The sequence below is a fragment of the Streptomyces sp. NPDC001027 genome (genome assembly GCF_040299045.1).
Lineage (GTDB): Bacteria > Actinomycetota > Actinomycetes > Streptomycetales > Streptomycetaceae > Streptomyces.
The window spans coordinates 1-19,320 of sequence record NZ_JBEPBI010000025.1 but is presented as its reverse complement, the minus strand read 5'-3'; the positions used below and the strand labels follow the sequence as shown (position 1 = coordinate 19,320).

14 protein-coding genes and 4 pseudogenes are annotated in these 19,320 nt (G+C 68.4%); 7 read left to right on the top strand and 11 right to left on the bottom strand.

From position 1 onward, the window contains the following. Positions 1 to 28 precede the first annotated feature (28 nt). The 5 genes from ABT300_RS10540 to ABT300_RS10520 form a co-directional block, all read right to left on the bottom strand. The gene (locus ABT300_RS10540) at positions 29 to 1,123 is read right to left on the bottom strand and encodes a BMP family lipoprotein (RefSeq protein ID WP_351673885.1); all 1,095 of its coding nucleotides are present in this window, start codon (positions 1,121 to 1,123) and stop codon (positions 29 to 31) included. A gap of 89 nt (positions 1,124 to 1,212) precedes the next feature. Continuing rightward, complete coding sequence (gene deoD / locus ABT300_RS10535; RefSeq protein WP_351673884.1) at positions 1,213 to 1,929, bottom strand: purine-nucleoside phosphorylase; 717 nt, start codon at positions 1,927 to 1,929, stop codon at positions 1,213 to 1,215. Then, positions 1,929 to 2,732 (bottom strand): glutamine amidotransferase, encoded by an 804-nt coding sequence (locus ABT300_RS10530; RefSeq protein ID WP_351673883.1) that lies wholly within the window; start codon positions 2,730 to 2,732, stop codon positions 1,929 to 1,931. The genes deoD and ABT300_RS10530 overlap by 1 nt, the downstream gene beginning before the upstream one ends. Before the next feature lie 63 nt (positions 2,733 to 2,795). Next, complete coding sequence (locus ABT300_RS10525; RefSeq protein WP_351673882.1) at positions 2,796 to 3,848, bottom strand: LacI family DNA-binding transcriptional regulator; 1,053 nt, start codon at positions 3,846 to 3,848, stop codon at positions 2,796 to 2,798. Continuing rightward, a complete protein-coding gene (locus ABT300_RS10520; protein WP_502977915.1) occupies positions 3,838 to 5,181 on the bottom strand; it encodes an amidohydrolase family protein in 1,344 nt (447 codons plus the stop codon). The genes ABT300_RS10525 and ABT300_RS10520 overlap by 11 nt, the downstream gene beginning before the upstream one ends. Positions 5,182 to 5,395: 214 nt before the next feature. Between ABT300_RS10520 and ABT300_RS10515 the strand changes: the two genes are divergently transcribed. Further along, positions 5,396 to 7,177: a pentapeptide repeat-containing protein gene (locus ABT300_RS10515; RefSeq protein WP_351673880.1), complete on the top strand. Its 1,782-nt coding sequence runs from the start codon at positions 5,396 to 5,398 to the stop codon at positions 7,175 to 7,177. Between the two features lie 387 nt (positions 7,178 to 7,564). Here the strand turns inward: ABT300_RS10515 and ABT300_RS10510 are convergent, their stop codons facing one another. The 4 genes from ABT300_RS10510 to ABT300_RS10495 form a co-directional block, all read right to left on the bottom strand. Next, complete coding sequence (locus tag ABT300_RS10510) at positions 7,565 to 8,431, bottom strand: alpha/beta hydrolase family protein (protein WP_351673879.1); 867 nt, start codon at positions 8,429 to 8,431, stop codon at positions 7,565 to 7,567. Between the two features lie 23 nt (positions 8,432 to 8,454). Beyond that, positions 8,455 to 9,480, bottom strand: coding sequence for a hypothetical protein (locus ABT300_RS10505; RefSeq protein WP_351673878.1), 1,026 nt, complete (start codon positions 9,478 to 9,480; stop codon positions 8,455 to 8,457). A 265-nt stretch (positions 9,481 to 9,745) separates the two neighbouring features. Then, positions 9,746 to 10,459, bottom strand: coding sequence for a hypothetical protein (locus ABT300_RS10500; protein WP_351673877.1), 714 nt, complete (start codon positions 10,457 to 10,459; stop codon positions 9,746 to 9,748). A 123-nt stretch (positions 10,460 to 10,582) separates the two neighbouring features. Further along, positions 10,583 to 11,761: a hypothetical protein gene (locus ABT300_RS10495; RefSeq protein WP_351673876.1), complete on the bottom strand. Its 1,179-nt coding sequence runs from the start codon at positions 11,759 to 11,761 to the stop codon at positions 10,583 to 10,585. Between the two features lie 630 nt (positions 11,762 to 12,391). Here ABT300_RS10495 and ABT300_RS10490 point away from each other — a divergent pair. Both ABT300_RS10490 and ABT300_RS10485 read left to right on the top strand, forming a co-directional pair. Then, positions 12,392 to 13,372, top strand: coding sequence for a recombinase family protein (locus tag ABT300_RS10490; protein ID WP_351673875.1), 981 nt, complete (start codon positions 12,392 to 12,394; stop codon positions 13,370 to 13,372). Between the two features lie 62 nt (positions 13,373 to 13,434). Next, positions 13,435 to 13,740 (top strand): annotated as a pseudogene (locus ABT300_RS10485) (IS630 family transposase); the annotation flags it as partial. Here the strand turns inward: ABT300_RS10485 and ABT300_RS10480 are convergent. Then, entirely contained in the window at positions 13,737 to 14,480 is a 744-nt protein-coding gene (locus tag ABT300_RS10480; protein ID WP_351673874.1) for an SMI1/KNR4 family protein, read from the bottom strand. The pseudogene ABT300_RS10485 and the gene ABT300_RS10480 sit on opposite strands and share 4 nt — an antisense overlap. 90 nt (positions 14,481 to 14,570) lie before the next feature. Between ABT300_RS10480 and ABT300_RS10475 the strand changes: the two are divergent. From ABT300_RS10475 to ABT300_RS10460, 4 genes and pseudogenes are all read left to right on the top strand, one after another. Further along, positions 14,571 to 14,807: pseudogene (locus ABT300_RS10475) on the top strand (hypothetical protein); the annotation flags it as partial. Between the two features lie 315 nt (positions 14,808 to 15,122). Beyond that, positions 15,123 to 16,587 (top strand): annotated as a pseudogene (locus tag ABT300_RS10470) (APC family permease). A gap of 11 nt (positions 16,588 to 16,598) precedes the next feature. Continuing rightward, positions 16,599 to 17,543, top strand: a complete 945-nt coding sequence (locus tag ABT300_RS10465; protein WP_351673873.1) for a hypothetical protein — start codon at positions 16,599 to 16,601, stop codon at positions 17,541 to 17,543. 382 nt (positions 17,544 to 17,925) lie between these two features. Continuing rightward, a pseudogene (locus ABT300_RS10460) lies at positions 17,926 to 18,761 on the top strand (IS5 family transposase). A gap of 78 nt (positions 18,762 to 18,839) precedes the next feature. Here the strand turns inward: ABT300_RS10460 and ABT300_RS10455 are convergent. Beyond that, positions 18,840 to 19,320: WD40 repeat domain-containing protein (locus ABT300_RS10455; RefSeq protein ID WP_502977913.1), on the bottom strand; the 481-nt coding region annotated here is incomplete at its 5' end.

Genomic DNA, 19,320 nt, shown 5'->3' with positions numbered 1-19,320 from the left:
CCAGCGTTCCTCGAAGGTCGGAAGAAGGTCAGAAGGCCGAAGGGACCTTGACGGCACCGGACTTGACCTTCGCGGCCTGGTCCTTGAGCTCGGCGCGCACGGCGGCGGGGACGAGCTTGTCGAAGTTGGCGTTGTCGACGTAGCCCACGCCGTCCTCGGCCAGACCCACCGCGGCGGGCTTCCCGTAGGCCAGCGTGCCGGCCTTGTTCGCCTTGGCCGCGAGGTAGAGGGCGTTGCCCGCGTTCTTGAGGATCGAGGTGACGACGGTCTGCTGCTGAGCCGCGTCGGTGAGCGTCTTGTACTGGTCGGAGTCGACACCGAAGGTGTAGCGCTTGGCGGCGACCGCCGACTCGAAGACACCGAGACCGGAGGAACCGGCGACCGGCCACACCAGTTCGGCTCCCTGCCCGTACATGGCCGAGGCGATCTGCTTGCCCTTGGCCGGGTCACCGAACGGGTTGTCGCCGCCGACGTACTGCACGAGGACACCGGAGGACGGGTTTCCGCCCGCCGCCGCGAAGCCCGCCTTGAAGCCGACGACGAAGTCCTCGATGACCGGAATCTTCACTCCGCCGATCACGCCCACCTTTCCGTTTCCGGCACTGCCGGGAAGGGACTTGGCGGCGACGAGTTTGTCGGCAAGGAATCCGGCGAGATACGCGGCCTCGTTCTGCTTGAAGGTGACGGAGTAGACGTTTGCGCACTTGTTGGAACAGCCGCTCTTGCCCGTGTAGTCGACGGATCCGTCGAAGAGCCAGAACTTCTTGTCCGGGTATTCCGGGGCCAGTTTCGATACGAAGCCGACGGTGTCGACGGTGCCCGCGGCGAGCACGTCGTAGTCGTCGCCGGCGGCGGCGTCCTCGAACCCGGAGGACCACTTGGTGCGGTCACTTCCCAGTTCGACGACCTTCAGGCTGTACCCGAGGTCCTGTTCCGTCTTCTTCAGGCCCGCGTACGCCGAGTCGAAGAAGGAGCGGTCGCCGAGGTTCCCGTTGATGACGAACTTGATTCTCAGCTTTCCGGATTTCCCGGACTGGGAGGAGTCTGAGTCCGTCGAGGCGCCGCATCCGGCGAGGGCCAGGGAGAGCGCTGCAACCGCCCCCAGAATTCTGATCTTGTCCATTGCCTTGGTCCTCTTCTCTGGCGGGTTCCGGGCTTTGACATTGGCCGAAAGCTATGCAATGCAAAACGATTTGGCTATGGGTGACCGTGTTAGGAGATTGTTTCCGAGATCAATGCGGTGGCCGCGATGGTGACGGCGCGGTCGAAGTCCGTCTCACGCTCAGCGGGAGTGAGCGCCTCGGTGTGGCGCACATGATCGCTGACCGTCAGCACGGCGAGCGCGTGGCCGCCCTCGGCGGCGGCGGTCGCGTAGAGGCCGGCGGCCTCCATCTCCACCGCCAGCGTGCCGTGGGCCTCCAGCCGCTCGAACAGCGCCGGCCGCTCCAGGTAGAAGTGGTCGGTGGTGAACACGGGCCCGACATGGACGTGCCGTCCGGTCCCGACGGCCTGTGCGGCGGCAGCGACCAGGCGGAAGGACGCGGCGTCGCTCAGGTGCACTCCGTCGATACGACGGCTGCCCATCGCCGAGTCGGTGTGGGCGGCGGTGGCCACGACGACGTCCCGCAGCCTCACCGAGGCGGGTATGCCGCCCGCGGTGCCCACCCGCGCGATGCTGCGCACGCCGTAGAAACGGAAGAGTTCGGTGGCGTAGATCGTGACGGACGGCATACCCATGCCTGAGGCCAGGACGGACAGTGGGACGCCTCGGTACGTTCCGGTGTACCCCTCGATGCCACGTACGTCGGTGACCAGCCGGGCGTCCTGAAGGATCGTTTCGGCGATACGGCGTGCCCGGCGCGGGTCGCCGGGCATCAGCACGTCCGGCGCGAAGTCACCGGGGGCGGCGGAGATGTGCGGGGTGGCCATCAGGCGCCCTCCCCCGCCGGCGTGCGGGTCTGTCCCGCCCCGGTGCCGCTCTCCCCCGCCGGGGTCCCGGCCAGCCAGTGGACCAGCCGGTCCCACAGCTCGGGGTAGCCCTTCCAGCCCAGGAACGCGGGCGGGGCCCAGTGCGGTGCCAGGTCCGACATGAAGGCCGCCGACCTGCCCGCGCCGTAGCCGCCCACGGCCAGCAGCGGATGACCCGCGCACTCGGCGAGCAGGTCCGCGCCGTCCCGTACCGTCACCTCGTTGAGCCCGAGCAGATCCGGCCAGGTCTGGTCCAGCCCGTCGACCACCTGGTGCCGGGCGACGACCCTGGGTGCGGCCCCGGCGGGCAGTTCGACCCGGTCGTCCCGGTCGTACAGACCGACCGGGAGCGCCGCCGCCAGCGGGGTACGTCCCCACCGGGCCTTGGCGTCGATGCCGGTGAAGGTGAGGTAGCCGCCCACCATCAGCAGGCCGCCGCCGCGCTCGACGTAGGCCCGCAGCGCCTCCGTACGGTCCGGCACGGGCACCGAGCGGGCGAAGGTCTCCGGCACGAGCTGGAAGCTGTTGGCCCCCACGTCACTGATCACGACGACGTCATAGGGCTCCAGGCCCTCGGCCGTGGTGGGCACGCGGCTCGGTATCTCGTGCGCCGGTACGTAGGTCACCGTGTGGCCACGGTCGCGCAGGGCGTCCAGGAAGACCTGGGCTCCCTCGACGTACTCGGAGGTGAAGAAGGAGTCGAACCCCTTCTGGTGGACGGAGTGGGTGAACCAGGACTCACCCACGACGAGGACATGGGGCATCGCCGCACGACCTTTCCTGTGGTGTTCGGGTTGTGTTGTTCCGGCGGGGCTTCGTCGCCCCGGTCAGCGGGCGGGACTCATGGGCGCCGTGCTGGCGCGGACCTTCAACCGGACCGGCAGGATGTGCCGGGAGGCCGGCGGCACCTCGTCACGGTGGACGTAGCTCAGCAGCTGGGCGCCGGCCGTACGGCCGATGTCGTAGGCGGGCTGGTGGACCGTGGTGAGGCGGGGGTGGACCCGGGAGGCGAGCATGATGTCGTCGAAGCCCGCCACCGAGACATCGTCCGGGACGCGCAGGCCCGCGTCCTCCAGGGCCGCGACCGCGCCGAGCGCCATCAGGTCGTTGGCGGCGAACACCGCGGTGAAGCGACGGGGGCCGCCGCTCTCCAGTGCCGCCGCGACCAGGTTGTAGCCGGACCGCTCGACGAAGGCGCCCTCGGCCTCGATGACACCGGCGTCGCCGAACGCCTCCCGGAAACCCGCGATCCGCTCCAGGCTGCTGACCAGGTCCCCCGGACCGCTCAGCGCGAGCACCCGGCGATGGCCCAGTTCCCGCAGGTGCTGTCCGATCAGCCGGCCGCCTGCCCGGTGGTCGGCGGTGACCAGGATGGTCTGCTCCAACAGCCCGGGAACCACCTCGTCGGCCAGGGCGATGGGAAAGCGCCCCAGCAGCGACGCCAGTCGGCCGCGCGAGGGCGGCGAACCGGAGGCGTACACCATGCCGTCGATGAACCGGCCGCGGAGCATCTCCAGATAGCGGTCCTCGCGGTCCGGGTCGAACTCGGTGTTGCACAGGATGACGCCGTAGCCGAGGTCGTGGGCGGCGTCGTCGACGCCCTTGGCGAGTTCGGCGAAGAACTGGTTGGTGATGTCGGGCACCAGCAGACCGATGACACTGGTCGAACCGGCCTGCAGGTTGCGGGCCGTCGAGGCCGGCACGTAGCCGAGCCGGGCGACCACCGTGCGAACACGCTCGGCCGTGTCCTCCGCGACCGGCCGGTTGCCGCTCAGCACGTGCGAGACGGTGGTCGGGCTCACCCGGGCGGCGGCGGCCACGTCCTTGATCGACGCGGGCCGCCGCACCCGGCGGCGGTCGTCGTCCTGCTCACGGGTCATAGTGCTGCACCGCCCTGCCGTGCGAGGTGTCCAGCAGAGCGGGCACGCGTGCCTCGATCTCGGCCAGCAGCGCCGGCAGGTCCAGCGTCAGCAGCCGACCGTCCCGCACCACGACCCGCCCGTCCACGACGACCGTGCGTACATCGCTCGCGCGGGCGCTGTAGACGAGGGCCGCCACCGGATCGTGCAACGGCCGGCAGTGGGCTCCACTCAGGTCCATCAGCACGATGTCACCGGCCCGACCCGGTTCGAGAGCGCCGATCCGGTCGCCGAGTCCCAGCGCCCGCGCCCCGCCCCGCGTGGCCAGCCGTACCGTGTCGGAGACAGTCATCCAGGTGGCGTCACGCTCCGCCTGCTTCTGCGTCAGGGCGACCAGCCGCATCGCCTCCCACACGTCCAGTGTGTTGTGCCCGGCGGCCCCGTCCGTCCCGGTCCCGACGGCGACTCCGGCGTCCAGCAGGCTCCGCACGGGTGTGAGCGGACGCAGGGCGTGTTTCAGATAGACCTTCGGGCAGCAGGCCACGCCGGTGCGGTCGCGGTGCGCCGCCAGCGTCGGCAGGTCCTCGGGAACGATGCCGCACCCGTGCGCGATCAGCGCGCCGGCCTCCAGCACGCCGGCCCGCTCCAGCACCGTGATGGGGGTCACGCCTCGCCGGGCCATGCTCGACTCGGTCTGCTCCAGGTGCTCGGCGGCGTGGATGTGGATCCGCAGGCCGCTCTCCCGGGCCAGCTCCGCGAGCCGGACCAGGTCGGCGTCCGCCACGGTGTACGGCGCGTGCGGGCCGAGTGACGCGGTGACCCGTCCGCCTGCCGTGCCGTGCAGGGCGACGGCGGTCTCGGCGCTCTCCTCCAAGGCCGCTCGACCCCGGCTGCTGAAGCAGGTCGGCGCGATGTCGGCGCGAATTCCGCTCTCTACGACGGCGTCGGCGATCCGCTCGGCGTGGAAGTAGTGGTCGGCGAACGTGGTCACTCCGCTGAGCAGCATCTCCGCGCAGGCCAGCGCCGCCCCCAGACCGACGTCGGCAGGGGTGAGGTTGACCTCCATGGGCCATACCCGCTCGTTGAACCACGCCTCGACGCTCACGTCCTCGGCGGCGCCGCGCATCAGCGTCATCGGGCCGTGCGTGTGCGCGTTCACCAGGCCCGGTACGGCGACCAGTCCCGAACCGTCCACGGTCTCCGCCCCGGCACTGTCGGGCCCCGAGCCGGACGCGCCCACCCAGACGATCACCCCGTCCTCGACGAGGATGTCCTGGTCCGGTACCACCCGGCACGGCCCCTGCTCGGGCACGTCCAGCACCGAGCAGGAGGTCACGATCAGTCGGCGCATGATGTGGATCCTTCCGTCCGAAACCGGACGCTATGGATCCAAAACGTTTTGCACAACCCCCGTCTCGCAGGGCTCCGCGAGGTTCGCCGGCCGGCCGCCACGTGGTCCAGCGGTTCGGTCGAGGCTCCCGGCGAGCTGGCTGTCCGGCCCACCAGCCGTCAGACATGTGTTCGGTATGTTGTGATCAGAAATGTCGACCACAAGGAGACCGCCGAGAATGCGACCGGACGTTTCCGAGGCATTCCGGCACGCCGCGGGCCGCCTGGCCGGACCGGACCCCGATGTGCACCTGCCCGCGTTGCGGGAGTTGGAGGCGCTGGCCCGGAAGCATCCCGCGCGGCGGCAGGCCGTGGCCGACGTCGTCTGCCGCTACCTGCGCGGCTTCACCGCGCAAGCCGCTGACGACTGCGTGGGGGTGAGGGTGGAGGCAGCCGCGGTGCTCGCCGTTCTGGCGCGCCGGCATCCCGCCACCGGCGATGTACCCGCAGGTGTCACGGCGGGCGCCGGGTGCGGCACCGGCTGCGGGGAGTGTCTCGACATCGACCTGACCGGTGCCGTGCTGCCGGACGTCGACTTCAGCGGCTGCCGTTTCGGCCGGGCCCGCTTTGTGGACGCGCACTTTCGTGACGGGTGCGTGTTCGACGGCGCCTGCTTCGCCGGGGAGGCGCTGTTCCAGCGGGCGGTCTTCGAGAAGGAGGCGTGCTTCGCGGGTGCCCGGTTCGGCGACGCGGCCGAGTTCGGGCGGGCCAGGTTCCGGGCGTGCGCCGACTTCTCGGGCGCCTGTTTCCAGGATGTCGCGTGGTTCGGACGGGGCGAGGACGAGCTCGCCGGGGACGAACTCCTCGAGAACGGGTCGGCGTGGGAAGGGGCCGAGGCACAGCGTCCGGTCGCCTGGGACGAACCGAACGAGGATGATCCGCACTGGCCCCTGGCCGTCGACTACGAGACCTGGGAGGAAGGCGGCGACGGGGCGCGCTTCAACGACCGCGTGTCCTTCACAGAAGCCCGGTTCGCGAGGGCCGCCTGGTTCTGGAAGGCGCGCTTCGGCGGCCAGGCGCCGTTCCAGCGGGCCGTCTTCGGCGGACGTGTCCATCTCACGCAGCCTGCGGCCGACCTCACCGGTGCCCGGCTCTCCGACGCGAACGGCGCCGAGACACAGGACTGGCCCCTTGGCTGGACCGCGGCCACGCCGGGCGCCGGCCGGGAGGGTCACCGGCGGCTGGTCCCCGACGCGTCCGTCGCGCCGTACCATCGTCAACTCGCCGACCCCGACCCCGAGGTCCGCCTCGACGGCCTGCGCGTCCTCGGTGAACTCGGGGACAGCCGGCCCGATCTCAGGCAGCGTGTGATCGACACCGTCTGCACGTACCTGCGCACGCCGCTGGCTTTCGAGGTCACCGCCGACACCTTCGCGCTCACCCCTTCCCAGTTCGCCGACGTGCGGATGCGACGTGCCGCTCAGCGGCTGCTCGCCGACCGTACGCGTCCCTCCGCCGACCGACCGTTCTGGGAGGACATGCGCCTACGGCTCTCCGGGGCCACACTGATCGACTTCGACGTCAGTGGATGCCGACTGGCTCACGGAGACTTCACCGGGACACAGTTCCACGGGAGCACGACGTTCGCGGACGCCGCGTTCGGCACCGGGGCGTCCGGCTCCGGCATCGTCTTCTGCCTGGAGGGTTCACGCGGCGGGCGCGCTTCCTTCCACGGAGGTGCCGATTTCTCCGGCGCCTCGCTCTTCTGGTGTGAGGGCCTCCGGCACTGCCTCTTCCACACCGACGACGCCGTACGCGCGACCGGAACCGGCCAGGACCTCATCCGGATGCTGCTGGGAGCCAGAGGCACCGGGGCCTCCACCGACATCACCACCGCATTCCGCAATGCCCTGCTGACGGCGTACTCGGAGAGCCCCGACAACCTTGCCTGCGCCGAGCACCTGGAGTACGGCTCTGTGCCGGGCCCCCGTATGCCCCTGAGCGGGAGAGATCCGGGCTGAGGATCACCGGCACCGGCATACTCGTCTCCGACGTGGCGTGTCGTATGGAGGACATTCCCGTCCCGGCCTCCGTCGCCGAGGACTACCCCGAACTCGGCCCGGGACAGTGGTCCGCGGTCACCCGCGTCGTCACCCTGCTGCTGGGCGCGCTCGAAACACCGTGACCCATGGACGGCACAGTGCCGCTACGGGGGGCGCCGTGGTCCGGCGCCCGTTGTCAGCAGCAGCGTCCCTGTGGGTGGGTCTCCGGGGGCCGGGTGCGCAGCCGCTTCGTCGAGGATGACGACCCTGGCCGGTGACGCGAAGGCCCCTGCGCGGATCAGCTTGCCGCTCTCCGGCGGACAACGAGGTCGCCGAGTTCGGCGTCCTGGCCGCCGAGACATCCGATCACGGTATCGGCGCCCGCCTTCCTTGCCGCACGGGCGAGTTCGGCACCGGTCGTGCGGTGTCGGGCCGGGCCAGGAAGTCCGTGATCTCACGCGCCTGCGGGGCGCTCGCGAGGGCGCCGGAAGCGGTGTGGCCCCGGTCGGCGGGTTCCCGGTAGGTGACATGGCCGTGTCCCGCGTCGATCAGCTGGTGCGCCAGCGCGCGCGTGTGGGACACGGGGACGGTCTCGTCGAGCCGTCCGTGCAGGAGGAGCATCCTCGTGCGGACGCGCGGGGCCAGCCGTAGCAGGTCGCGTGGTCCGAGCGCGTCGTCCATGTCACCGTGGCCTGCCAGTCGGTCGATGAGACGGCGGGTCGACGGACAGCCGTCCGCGTACAGCGCCGGTACCGAGCTGAACGGCGCCACGGCCACGCAGGCCGACCAGCCCTCGGGGTCGGCGGCCGTCGCCAGCACGGCCAGGAAGGCGCCGTAGCCGGTGCCGTACACCGCCGGCCGGGGCACGCCCGGTCCACGCGTTCCGTCGACGTAGGCACGCAGGGCACGGATGTCGGCGAGATCGGGTCCGCCCCATGCGCCCCGGATGGCATCGGCGTGTTCGCGTCCGTAGCCCGTGCTGCCCCGCTGGTTGGGCGCGATCACGGCGAGGCCGGCGTCGGCGAACAGCTGGAACAGGGCGTCGTAGCCGAGCGTCCAGTGCCGGTCGGGTCCGCCGTGCAACGCGATCACCACCGGAGCGCCGCCACGCCAGTCCGGTCCGTAGACCACGGCTTCGACGGAACCCACCGCGCCGGGCAGTGTCTCCAGACGGGCGGGATGCCGTTTGGGCAGGGCGGCGACCCACCACAGTTCACTCTCCCCTGGTCCCACCCAGCCGAAGACGGTGGGCCTGGTCAGGCCAGAGAACGGCAGCCACAGTCCCCGGTCGGTCCAGGCCGCCTCGGGCCCGAGAACGCCAGGGGGCGAGGCAACCTGGCGAGCGGCACCGGACTCCAGGTCGAACAGGGCGAGTTCGGAGCGCGCGCCCCGGTCCACCGCGGCGGCGAGGACGCCTCCCGTCGGGTCCAGAGCCAGCGGAGTGACGGTCGCATCCGCGGTCCACGGCCCGTCCAGGAGACGTACGGCGGTGCCGGTCGCCCATCCCAGGCGCGAACCGTCGGCCTGCGCATCGACGACGCCCTGACCATCCTCGCCCGCACCGGCTCCCCGCTCGTCTCGGCGGCGTGCCGCTCCTCGGCGGGCAGGATCTGCCGGGCCGGGGCGGCGGCCGTCACGGTGGTGCTCACGGATGTCACCAGAACGTCGGGGAGCCTCCGGTACTTCTCGAACTCCGCAGCGGCGCGCGCCGTTCGCTCCTGCTCCGCCAGCCGCTCCTGTTCCCACTCGTCGTAGGTCGCCGCCCATCGAGCAGTCCGGCCGGCCGACTGCCAGCCGTCCAAGTCCTGTTCCCCGCCAAGCCCTACCTCCAGGAACAGGTCATGGTGGTTCGCTTCTTCGGAGCCGCTCGGAAGGACGTCGAGCAGGGCGAGCGCGGCGTTGATCGGCCAGTCTTCCCGTGGACCGGTGAAGTCCCGGGTACGGACCGGGCCCCACACCTTCGCGCCGGATCGCCACACAGCGGCGGTCTGGTATCCGTCTCCTCCGTGGAAGTCCGCCTCCACGTAGGAGATCGGCCCGCCCCTGGACCAGTGACTCAAGGTCTGCTCGAAGGCTGGGGACATCACCGTGAACGGTCGACTTTCGGGCTCGGCACCATCCTGACGGGTGAGCAGACCGGTCGGCTCCTCAAGGAGCTGTGCGGTGACAGGCACCAGTCCCATGCGCTGACGGAGCGGGGCGACAACCGCTTCCCGAATCCCGGCGGTCTGGCTCTTGAGCAGGTCGAAACTTCCGATGACGGCGTTGAGCTCGTACGGCATTCCCACAGGTTAACCGCACAGCCTCCGCAAGGAATTTCGGTTTCGCAGCGCCGTGCGGTAGGCGTCACCTCAGGCGCCTGCCGGTGGGGTGGCCGTCCCAGTGGTGGCACAGGGCCGCACAGCGGACGAGCATACGCAGTGTGACGACCGCGACGGACAGGCAAGGCAGAAACCCACGCCTGGCTGCGCTCCTCGATGCTTCGCCGTAGCGTGCCGGAACCACATGATGAGGTGAACTGAGCCGACGTGATCTTCTCGTCGAGAGCTACAGCTGCCACCACCAGGCTTCGAGGTCGTGGTCATCGGCGTACTCCACGGGGCATCCGTAGGGCGACTGCTGTGCGATGGGCAGGGCGTCGGTGCGGCGGACCACGGCACGCAGGTCTTGCACCAGGGGCATCTCAGCGAGTTCGTCGACATCGAAGGGGCAGCCTGCCGGGCCGCCGACGAGGGTTGCGCAGCCGAACGCGTACCAGAGACCGATGAGTTCGCGATCGTGCTCCTTCTCGGCGGCGACGGCGACCTCACGGACCACCTCGATCACCCGGGTGCGGCGGAGCGGGGCGGCGTCGGGACCGTGGAGTTCACCGACCGCGACCATACGCCGCCACAGCGCGGTGCCGGCGTCGCAGTACAGGAACGGCGGGTCGACGTAGCCGTCCTCGAGCCAGGACTCGTAGCCGTCGAAGTCGGGAGCGTCCTCGTCGAACGTGCGCAGGCCGGTGAACTCCGTCAGCGCGTCGAAGTACGCAGACCGCTCGGCGTAGTCGGGGTGCCGGTCGACCGGGAACCGGTACGTATACCCGCGACGCAGCAGGATGTCCATCACACGAAACCGCGTGAACGAGCAGTCGTAGCCGCTCTCGAAGTCGTACAAGACCGCGAACCAGTCCCGCACACGCGGGTCGCCCGCCTCGGCATGGCCGTCAAGGACGCGGACCGAGTCCGCGACCAGGTCCTCGATCACATGCTCGGACATCAGGTCCTTCTTCCTTCGAGCCGACGATGCACCACGAGTGGCAAGAGAGCCTATGTCTCCCACGAGACGGTCAGCGCCTATCGGTGCGAAACGTCCAGCATGCCCTTCAGGATCGACTGACGCTCAGTCGTCATCATGATTGCCGGTGGCGTGGACCCGGCTCAGACCGAATCGGGAGAGAACCCGATCGGCTTCCTCGTTGTCGGCGCCTTCGATGTCGATGACGCCGTTCACGTGCAGATCAAGATGCGCGAATCGTGGTGCCAGTTCAGCCAGTCCGGTCAGCGGATCACCCTCGCAGTCTCTCTGGCTGATCGTCAGGTCCCTGATGGACAGACGCTCAAGCTGAGCAAGGACCGAGGAATCCGCGAGGGTTGAAAGTACCTGATACGAGGTAGCATCGAACTCTGCCCTGCTGAGGTCAAGATTCTTGAGACTAGGGTACTCAGAGGCCTTGAGTTCCTCGAGTTGCTCAGGCGGGCACGCGCAGCCGTGAACGTCATCGCCGAGTTCAACTTCCAATGACACCAGGCCGGGAGTCTGTCCAAGTTCGAAAATCGATCCGTCGGAGATGACGGGGCCCCGGAGTCGCAGTCGGGTCAGGCTGTCATGGTTCAGGGAGTGGAACAGGAACGCGCCTTCGAGTTCCAGTGTGCGCAGGGCGGGAAGCGATTCCCACATATCGGCCTGCACAAGTCCTTGGTGAAGGTAGTCCTCGGGGTTGATCTTCTTACCCGTCGATCCATCGCTGAGTTCAAACAGGTACTCGAAGCTGTAGCCGAAGTACATGCGTTCCAGCCGGGGGCGTTGTCGGCCGGCAAGTGAGACCGCAGAGTGCTCGGCAGAGTGGTGGTAGTCGGTGAGGTGCAGTTCGAGTGTGCGCAGTCGGTGGATGGCAGGGTGGGAAAGGAGGGCGTCGATCAGTGCACCCTCCCATTGCTCGGGGTCGGTCGGGTCGATGGTTGCAGTGTGTGAGTGGTCTGTCAGGAGCCGCTCCACCAGTTCTCGGCGTTGCGGCAGGGTGTCTTTGGCCAGGCGGAAGCAGGCCTCGTCGATGAAGCCGCGGGACCAGGTGAACTGCCAGGAGCCGTCCTTCCGCAACCCGTCCAGCCCGAGTTGCCGTTCCACTTCCTCATAGGCCGCGGCCAGCTGGGCCTGGTCCCCGTCCCTGGTCTCACAGCGGTGCTCCTGCCGGATCGCCTCGCCCCGCGGGTCGCCCGCCCCGGTCAGCAGATCCGCGTAGGCGAACCACGCCTCCCAGTCATCCGTCTTCGGAACATCTGCAGCATCGAAAGAGTGCACGTCATTCTCCAGGCCTTGGCGGCAAGCTCCAGATGGATCTGGGCACGCCATCGTCAACGGCACCATAAATGCAGCCTCTGACATGAGGGCCACATGGCCGCCCCCAACGCACAGTTCAGGAGTCAGTTACGTGGTTCTACCTACCTCGCCCCACTCAGACCGGGGCCCATCGGTCTTGCCTCTGAGTCGTCGCCGCCATGCGCGGAGAGAGGCAAGGCGGGTGAGACTGCGGGTCGCCGGGCTCCTGGTTGAACGGGGTCCAGGTCTCGCACACGTGCTTGTTGGCGGTCATGGCCATCTCCGAGTGCGGCAGAGGCTCCCACGAGCCCCACCTCAGGCGTGACCAAGGACAGGTTGCCGCTCTTCGGTGTGGGCAAGGAGACGGCTCGGAGTTGGGCTGGCATGTGGCGGCCGACTCTCAAGGTAGCTCTCACCGCTGACACCACGCCGCAGTTCGCGCACGCTTGGAGGTCTCGCGCGTTGGTTCTCACAAACGACCCTTTGCCCGAGCAAGATCAAATAGAGCCGGGTCGAGATCGCCGAGAAGTGGATCGACTCTCAGAACCTGTTCGCGCTCAATAGCGACAGGAACGAGGTTCTGCGACTTGCCTTGTGCGAAAACGCGGGTCCATGATGGTCCCCCAGGAATCCTCTGCTGTACCTGAGTCCGATGCCGATCTTTTCGTCGAGCGCTATCCATGCCCGAAGTGCACGGCCGCCCCCGGCTCGCCGTGCCGCTCGCGCAGCGGGGCGGTCACGAGCGCCTACCACACCGGCCGCTTCACCAAGGTGCCGAAACTGGCGAAGAAACTGCGGGTGCCGACTCCGGCCAGCCGAGGTCCGGGGCAGTCCTGGCGGCCCGGCAAGCCGGTGCCCGCAGCCGTAGACCCCAGTCTGCCGAGCGCGGACATCCGCATCGGCTATGCCCGTTGCTCACACCTCAGCCAGGAGCTTGACTCGCAGTTGGACGCGCTCGCCAGGCACGGCATCGGCAGAGACAAGATCTTCAGCGAGAAGATCAGCACCCGGATCAAGGTCCGCCCGCAGTTTGAAGAGGCACTGAAGACCGCCCGGGAGATCAAGGCGCACGTCCCGCACTGCCGGGTCATCCTCACTGTGTTCGAGATGAAGAGACTGGGGCGTGACGCGGCAGAGCCCACCGCCCTCGCGGACCATCTGACCGAGCATGCTCTGGTGCTGGAGATGCTCGCCGGACCGCTGCCCGGCATCCACGACCCCACCGGCCCCGGCAAGCTGCTGTTCGGCTTCTTCGCCGCGATGGCCGAGACGGAGCGGGAAAACATCCGGGAGTCGACGCTGGAGGGGCTCGACACCGCGGCCCGCAAGGGCAAGTCCGGCGGCCGGCCCCCGGTCATCACCGACGACATGCTGCACACCGTGCTGCGGCGCAAGGCGCTCGGCGAATCCGTCGAGCAGATCCAGCCCGACTTGATCATCCCTACCGGCAAGCGCAAGGGACGGAACCCGTCCCTCGCCAGCATCTACCGGGCCCTCGCCGAGTACGAGAAGACCCAGGCGTACCCGGAAGCCGTCGAGACGGCACACGCCGACTTCGCCGCCCTTCAGCAGCGCGATCACAACCCCGTGTAGTTACTCAGAGCTACACACCACCTGGCCGTAGCGATACGAAGACAGGGCCTACGCAGCCTGCACCGCACAAGGTCGCCATCGCGATCGTCTGCGGCAGCTGCTCCACGCATATGGCCACGAAGAGGTGCCACCGGGTCGGCACCTGGGCGGCGGACGACGCCGAGATCGCCTACACCTCCACCAACAGCTCCGGCTCAACCGCATCGAGGCATAGTTCACCGCGCTGCGCTCGCGCCCGCGACCACACCAGCCGCAAGGAACAGGGCGGCATGATCCGCCGCTACGTCGTCTGGCGAAACCTCCATGCCGACGACCAGCGCCTACGCGCCGTCACCGACAGGGCGAACGTCGTCCTGATGCGGCACTAGCCACCCGCGCCTTCGGCGAGCCAACCGATAAGGTCACCAGTCAGCAGCTCACCACTGCCTTCGATGTCATGCTCGACGGCGCCGAGATCCAGGCCGTACACAGAGCCGCGATCCGGACCGTGGAGTCGCATGAACAGCCCCCTCCCGCCGCTGTCATCGCCGACGAGCACCCAGTCCGGCGCGTACTCGCGGACTTCGTAGGTGTCGTTGCGTTCACGGATGACATGCGGCCCGTACACCGACACTCCGTTGGGAAGAAGGACACCCGGCCTGGACCGCCAAAGACGGGTGATCGTGGGGTTCGGACCTTCGCCGAGTCCGGACAGGAGCGCCACTTTGACCGCCAGAAAACCCGTGAAGGAATCAGCGAACTCCTGATCATCCCCGGTGAGGTGATCCCGTCGGATCACGGGATGCTCCTCGCCGTCCCACCGGTCGAGCGCGAACCAGAAGCTGTCGCCTCCCTCAGGCTCTCGGTAGAAGCAGAGCCGGTCCCCATCGAGTTGGGTGGCGACGTCTATGGTGTGCAAGTTGGTGAGCGGAGCGACTGATGCAACCTCCATCATGTCGATCGTGCCCTCGCCATACTCGGCCAGCCACCATCGGTAGGACTGTGACAGCGGCCCCACCAAGCCTTCCGCGGCTCGAATGGCCGCGTCCGATTTCCCGCTGCCGGGCCTGGTTGCGATCGATGCCGACACTTCAACCAGTTCGCGCAGGGGTGCGAAATCGCCACTCATGAACGCGAGTCTTGCACAGGACAATCGCACCGTTGGACTGGCTTGCCGCCCCTGGAGCCTTGCGGTGTCGCAGTGGTTGTGGTCCGTCGTTTGCCGGGCGGGTCTCGACACCGGCCAGTCGACGGGCCGTTGAACCCGTACGCCGCGAAGCCGCACCGTCGTCCCGAGGGCTATCAAACCCACAGACTGCTGACGCCTCGCTGACAGGCCGCCGAGCGGCGTCGGCTGATTGGACGGGGGCTGCCGAACAAGCCGGTGAAGCCGCTGCGGGTGTGGCTGAATCCGGCTCACAGCCCGGCGCTGGACGCGCTCACCCTCAGCGCCGTTTCCCAGGTTTCAGTACAACTACGCAATCCGCTACACAACTTCGCTGCGGGAGGATTCCCGAGGGCGTTTTCGGCCGGTGGGGCGGATTACTGTGCAGACCATGTCTGACAATCAGTGATCGACGGACCAAGGCTGAACCCGCTGTCGTGGATGAGTTGCCGACCGAGTAAATCCTCCAACCCTCGATTCGGCTGCCGTCTTCCAGTAAGCCACGGGGCTTCCATTCAGCCGTCCCAGTGGCTGCGTGGGGGCCGGCCCCACCCCTGCCGGGGCATCAACAAACAGCAGCTGTATCGGAAGGCACCGCTTAACCTCATGAGTACACCCAAAGGGCTCCAGGCGAACGTCCTCGGCACTTTCGACAGCATCGTCATGGCCGTGGCGGGCAGTGCCCCCGCGTACTCGCTCGCGGCGACCACAGCCGTGCTCGTCGGCACGGTCGGCTTCGCCGCTCCTGCCGCGCTGCTCTACTGCGCGATACCCATGTTCGGCATCGCATGGGCGTTCAACTACCTGGGTCGGCTCGACGTCAACGCCGGCGCCAAGCTACTCCTGGGTGGCCCGCGCCCTCCACCCCGCCCTGGGCTTCCTCAGCGGCTGGGCGCTGGTGGTCTCGGCCACGATCTTCATGGTCGCGGGCTCGCTGCCGGCGGGCAGCATGACGCTGTCCCTGTTCGCCCCGGACCTAGCGGACAACACCGCACTGGCGACCGCGGTCGGCGCGGCCTGGTTCCTGGTGATGCTCGTCGTTGTGCTCATGGGGGCGCGACTGACGGTCCACGCCCAGCTGATCATGTCCGGCATCGAACTGCTCATCCTGCTCGGCTTCGCCACAGCGGCCTTGTCTCACGACAACGCGGTCGAGCACTTCTCCTGGTCCTGGCTGGGCTTCAGCCACTTCGACGGCCTACAGGGCTTCGCAGCAGGCGCGTTGATCGCGGCGTTCTACTACTGGGGATGGGACGTCACCAGCAACCTCAGCGAGGAAACCCGCAACAGCCGCAGGACGTCGGGGCTGGCCGGCCTCATCGGCCTCGCCGTCGTCTTCGTCCTGTTCGAGGTTTTCACGATCTCGGTGAACATGCTGCTCACCGCCGATGAGATCGAGGCCAACAGCGCCAACGTCCTGGCCGTGCTCGGCGATCGCATCTGGCCCGGCTGGGGAGGCAAGCTGTTGATCGTCGCCGTCATGCTGTCCACCATCGCCACCCTGGAGACCACCCTCATCCAGGTGACCCGTTCCCTCTTCGCGATGGGCCGCGATCGCACCATGCCGGCCGCTCTCGGCACCTCCCACCGCCGCTACCACACGCCCTGGGTCGCGCTCGTGGCCGTCGGTGCGGTCGCCCTCGCTCTCTTCGTGGCCTCCAACTCGCTCGGTTCGGTCGGCGACATTCTGGACAGTGCGGTCGCCGCCATCGGACTCCAGATCGCCGTCTACTACGGGCTGGCCGGACTCGCGGTTGTCGTCGCCTACCGCAAGGTGCTGCTGAAGTCCCGGGCGAACTTCTTCTTCGGCGGGCTGTGGCCGCTGGCCGGGGCGCTCTTCATGTTCTGGATCCTCTTCGAGTCGCTGGGCGAACTCGACCCCACCGCCATCGGGATCGGCATCGGCGCTCTCGCCCTGGGCCTGGTTCCGATGTTCTGGTACCGGCGCAGCACCTACTACCGCCCGGACAGGCTCGACGCCGCCAGGACCGAACAAGTCGCGCAAGAGTACGAAAGGCTGGAGCCCGTGTCCGCGTCGTCCGCCGACGACACCGTAGCCACGGACTTCTGAGGCGCGCTGGCATGACAACTGAAAGCACGACTTTCACTCCCGAATTCGATGTGACGCTCGGCGACCGGAGCCTCGCAAGGGCGCGCGAGGACATCACCATCGGCCGTTGGCAGGGCCTTCCCGAGCTGCTCCGCACCACCGGGTACGACTGGGACCGCCGCACCCACCGGATCCGCCTGCTCGCCCACGCCGCGGCCGGCACCACCGTCGCAGAGGAATGGCACACCGCCCAACCGCGCAACCCGGACGCGCTGGTGCTGCGCGCAGCTACAGAGGTCATGCGCTGCTTCAACCTGGCGGTCGCCACCGGCAACGCCGGCGATGTCGAACAGGGCCGACGGGACACGGCTGTACGGACCTGCCTCCGAGCGGCCGACGCGTACCCGCACGACCCTGTGCCCTGGGTGTCCCTCCTCACCATCGCCCGGCTCTACCCGGGCGGCCACCCCCAGATCAACCGCTGGTGGCAGGAGCTGCGATTCCGCCACCGGGACAACCGGGAAGCGCACAACCAGATGCTGCGCCACCTCTCCGCGCGCTGGCACGGCTCGCACGGAACCATGTACGACTTCGCTCGGGACGTGGCGAGCAGCACTCCGGCCGGCTCGCCACTCGCCGTACTCCTGCAGGTCGCACGGGCCGAGGAATACCGCTACCGCCTCGATCGCGAGGGAGACATGGCGCTGTTCCTGCGCCGCCACTGGAGCAGCGACTTGGCAATCGCCGAGACCCGTCGCACCTGGAATTCATGGATTGTCGACTGGGACGGCGTCGACCGGGCGCAGGACGTCGCCGACCTCAACCACCTGCTGCACGCGGCGTGCGAAGGCGGCCTCCACTCCGAAGCCGTGCACCTCTTCGAACTGATCGACGGCCGGGCCGCCTCGGCGCCTTGGTCCTACTTCGGCGACCCCGCGGCCGTCATCACCAAGTGGCACCGCACCGTCGTACGCTGAACCCGCGCGATGGGACAGGCTCAGGCCTGATGATCACGCGGGAGAAACTGTCACGCGCTCAGAAGCGACCGCATTGGCCTCGTTGGTGTCGGGTTCGATGCGTGAACGGTGGTGGGTCGCGCGTGAGTATCGCAGCGGGCGACAATCGTCGGGTGAGTGACTGAAGCGAGCATGGTGCACGTTTTCCCCTCGCACGGCCGGTTCTCCTCGTGTGCAGACATCCGCGACTACGTCGATGAGATGTGGTCGGAGAACGAGGATGCGGAGCCCTCGGCATTTAGACCTTCCGCGAATAGGGGCGGTTTGGGCACCGGGTGGCATGAACGGGTGCAAGTTCTGGTGATCATGGAGTTGCAACGCTCTGTGATCGCGGAGGAGACCTGTGCCCGTCCTGCCATCGTGGCTGACCGAGCCGCTTTGGGACCAGTTCGCGGTCCTGCTGCCCGCGCGGACTGAGTACCATCCGGACCATCCGCTGGGCTGTCACCGTCGGCGGATCAGTGACCGGATCGTTTTCGACAAGATGCTGCACCTGCTGCATTTCGGCTGCTCGTATGAGGCGATAGCGGATACGACGTGCTCGGCCACCACGATCCGCAGCCGTCGCGATGAGTGGATACGCCTGAGGGTCTTCGCCGCGTTCAAGCGGATCGCGCTGGAGTCCTACGATCGGATCGTCGGCCTCGACCAGATCGCTGTGGATGGCCGCATCACCAAGGCCCCCGGAGGTGGCGAGGGGGCGGGACGTTCCCCAGTCGACCGCGGCAAACAGGGCCTGAACGCTCTGGCATGACGGACGGTTACGGCATTCCCCTGGGCCGCGTTCTGGCCGGAGCCAACCGCCATGACTCCCCGCTGCTCGCCCCGACCCTGGACCGCCTGGACGACCTCGGCCCCCTGCCGGACGACATCACGGTGCACCTCGACGCCGGCTACGACAGTGCCAACACCCGCGCCCTGCTCGATGGACGCGGCCTCCACGGCCGGATCGCGCACAAGGGCGAGAAGGCGCCCATCCAGGCAAGCCAGAGGTGGCACGTGGAGCGCACCCACGCCTGGCAGAACGCTTTCCAGCGCCTCGCCCGTTGCTACGAGCGCCAGGCCACCGTCATCGACGCCTTCTTCGACCTCGCCGACACCATCATCACCGTACGGAGCCTGATCCGCCGGGCGTGGGCCACCCACCGCTGGCAGACGCGACCCCACCGTCGCTCCTGAAATGCCGACGCCGACACCATCCCGAGTACCGGCCTCTACCAGGCGGGACACCCCCAGAGCGTCTCGCGGGAGACATGGTCAGCAGCGGGCCAGCACCGCCGTCTCCGGGCCGAACCCCACTACCAGCCGACTGTCCGCAGCGACGGCCACCGCCGCCACGGGCGCGGGAAACACCAACTCCGACCCCACTTGCTGGCCGGTGGTCAGATCCCACACCCGCACCGTCCCGTCTCTGCCGCCGGTAACCGCGACCGGACAGCTGTCCACGACGCCCGTCGCCACCGCCCACACCGCGTCGGTGTGCCCGGTGAGCGGTTCGACGACGGGCTGGCCGGTGGCCAGGTCCCACACCCTCACCGTGAAGTCGTCGCTGCCGGTGACGGCGACCGAACGTCCCTCCAACACCCCCGTCGCCACCGCCAACACCCAGTCGGCGTGCCCGGTGAACGGTTCGCCGACAGGCCGGCCGGTGGCCAGGTCCCACACCCTCACCGTGAAGTCGTCGCTGCCGGTGACGGCGACCGAACGTCCCTCCAACACCCCCGTCGCCACCGCCAAC

Bases quoted from the DNA above. Each gene is read 5' to 3' on its own strand.
- deoD (WP_351673884.1), bottom strand. From the start codon at position 1,929: ATGGCCACCCCGCACATCTCCGCCGCCCCCGGTGACTTCGCGCCGGAC.
- ABT300_RS10530 (WP_351673883.1), bottom strand. From the start codon at position 2,732: ATGCCCCATGTCCTCGTCGTGGGTGAGTCCTGGTTCACCCACTCCGTC.
- ABT300_RS10515 (WP_351673880.1), top strand. From the start codon at position 5,396: ATGCGACCGGACGTTTCCGAGGCATTCCGGCACGCCGCGGGCCGCCTG.
- ABT300_RS10465 (WP_351673873.1), top strand. From the start codon at position 16,599: ATGACAACTGAAAGCACGACTTTCACTCCCGAATTCGATGTGACGCTC.
- ABT300_RS10500 (WP_351673877.1), bottom strand. From the start codon at position 10,459: ATGTCCGAGCATGTGATCGAGGACCTGGTCGCGGACTCGGTCCGCGTC.
- ABT300_RS10480 (WP_351673874.1), bottom strand. From the start codon at position 14,480: ATGAGTGGCGATTTCGCACCCCTGCGCGAACTGGTTGAAGTGTCGGCA.
- ABT300_RS10490 (WP_351673875.1), top strand. From the start codon at position 12,392: ATGATGGTCCCCCAGGAATCCTCTGCTGTACCTGAGTCCGATGCCGAT.
- ABT300_RS10540 (WP_351673885.1), bottom strand. From the start codon at position 1,123: ATGGACAAGATCAGAATTCTGGGGGCGGTTGCAGCGCTCTCCCTGGCC.
- ABT300_RS10505 (WP_351673878.1), bottom strand. From the start codon at position 9,480: ATGCCGTACGAGCTCAACGCCGTCATCGGAAGTTTCGACCTGCTCAAG.
- ABT300_RS10525 (WP_351673882.1), bottom strand. From the start codon at position 3,848: ATGACCCGTGAGCAGGACGACGACCGCCGCCGGGTGCGGCGGCCCGCG.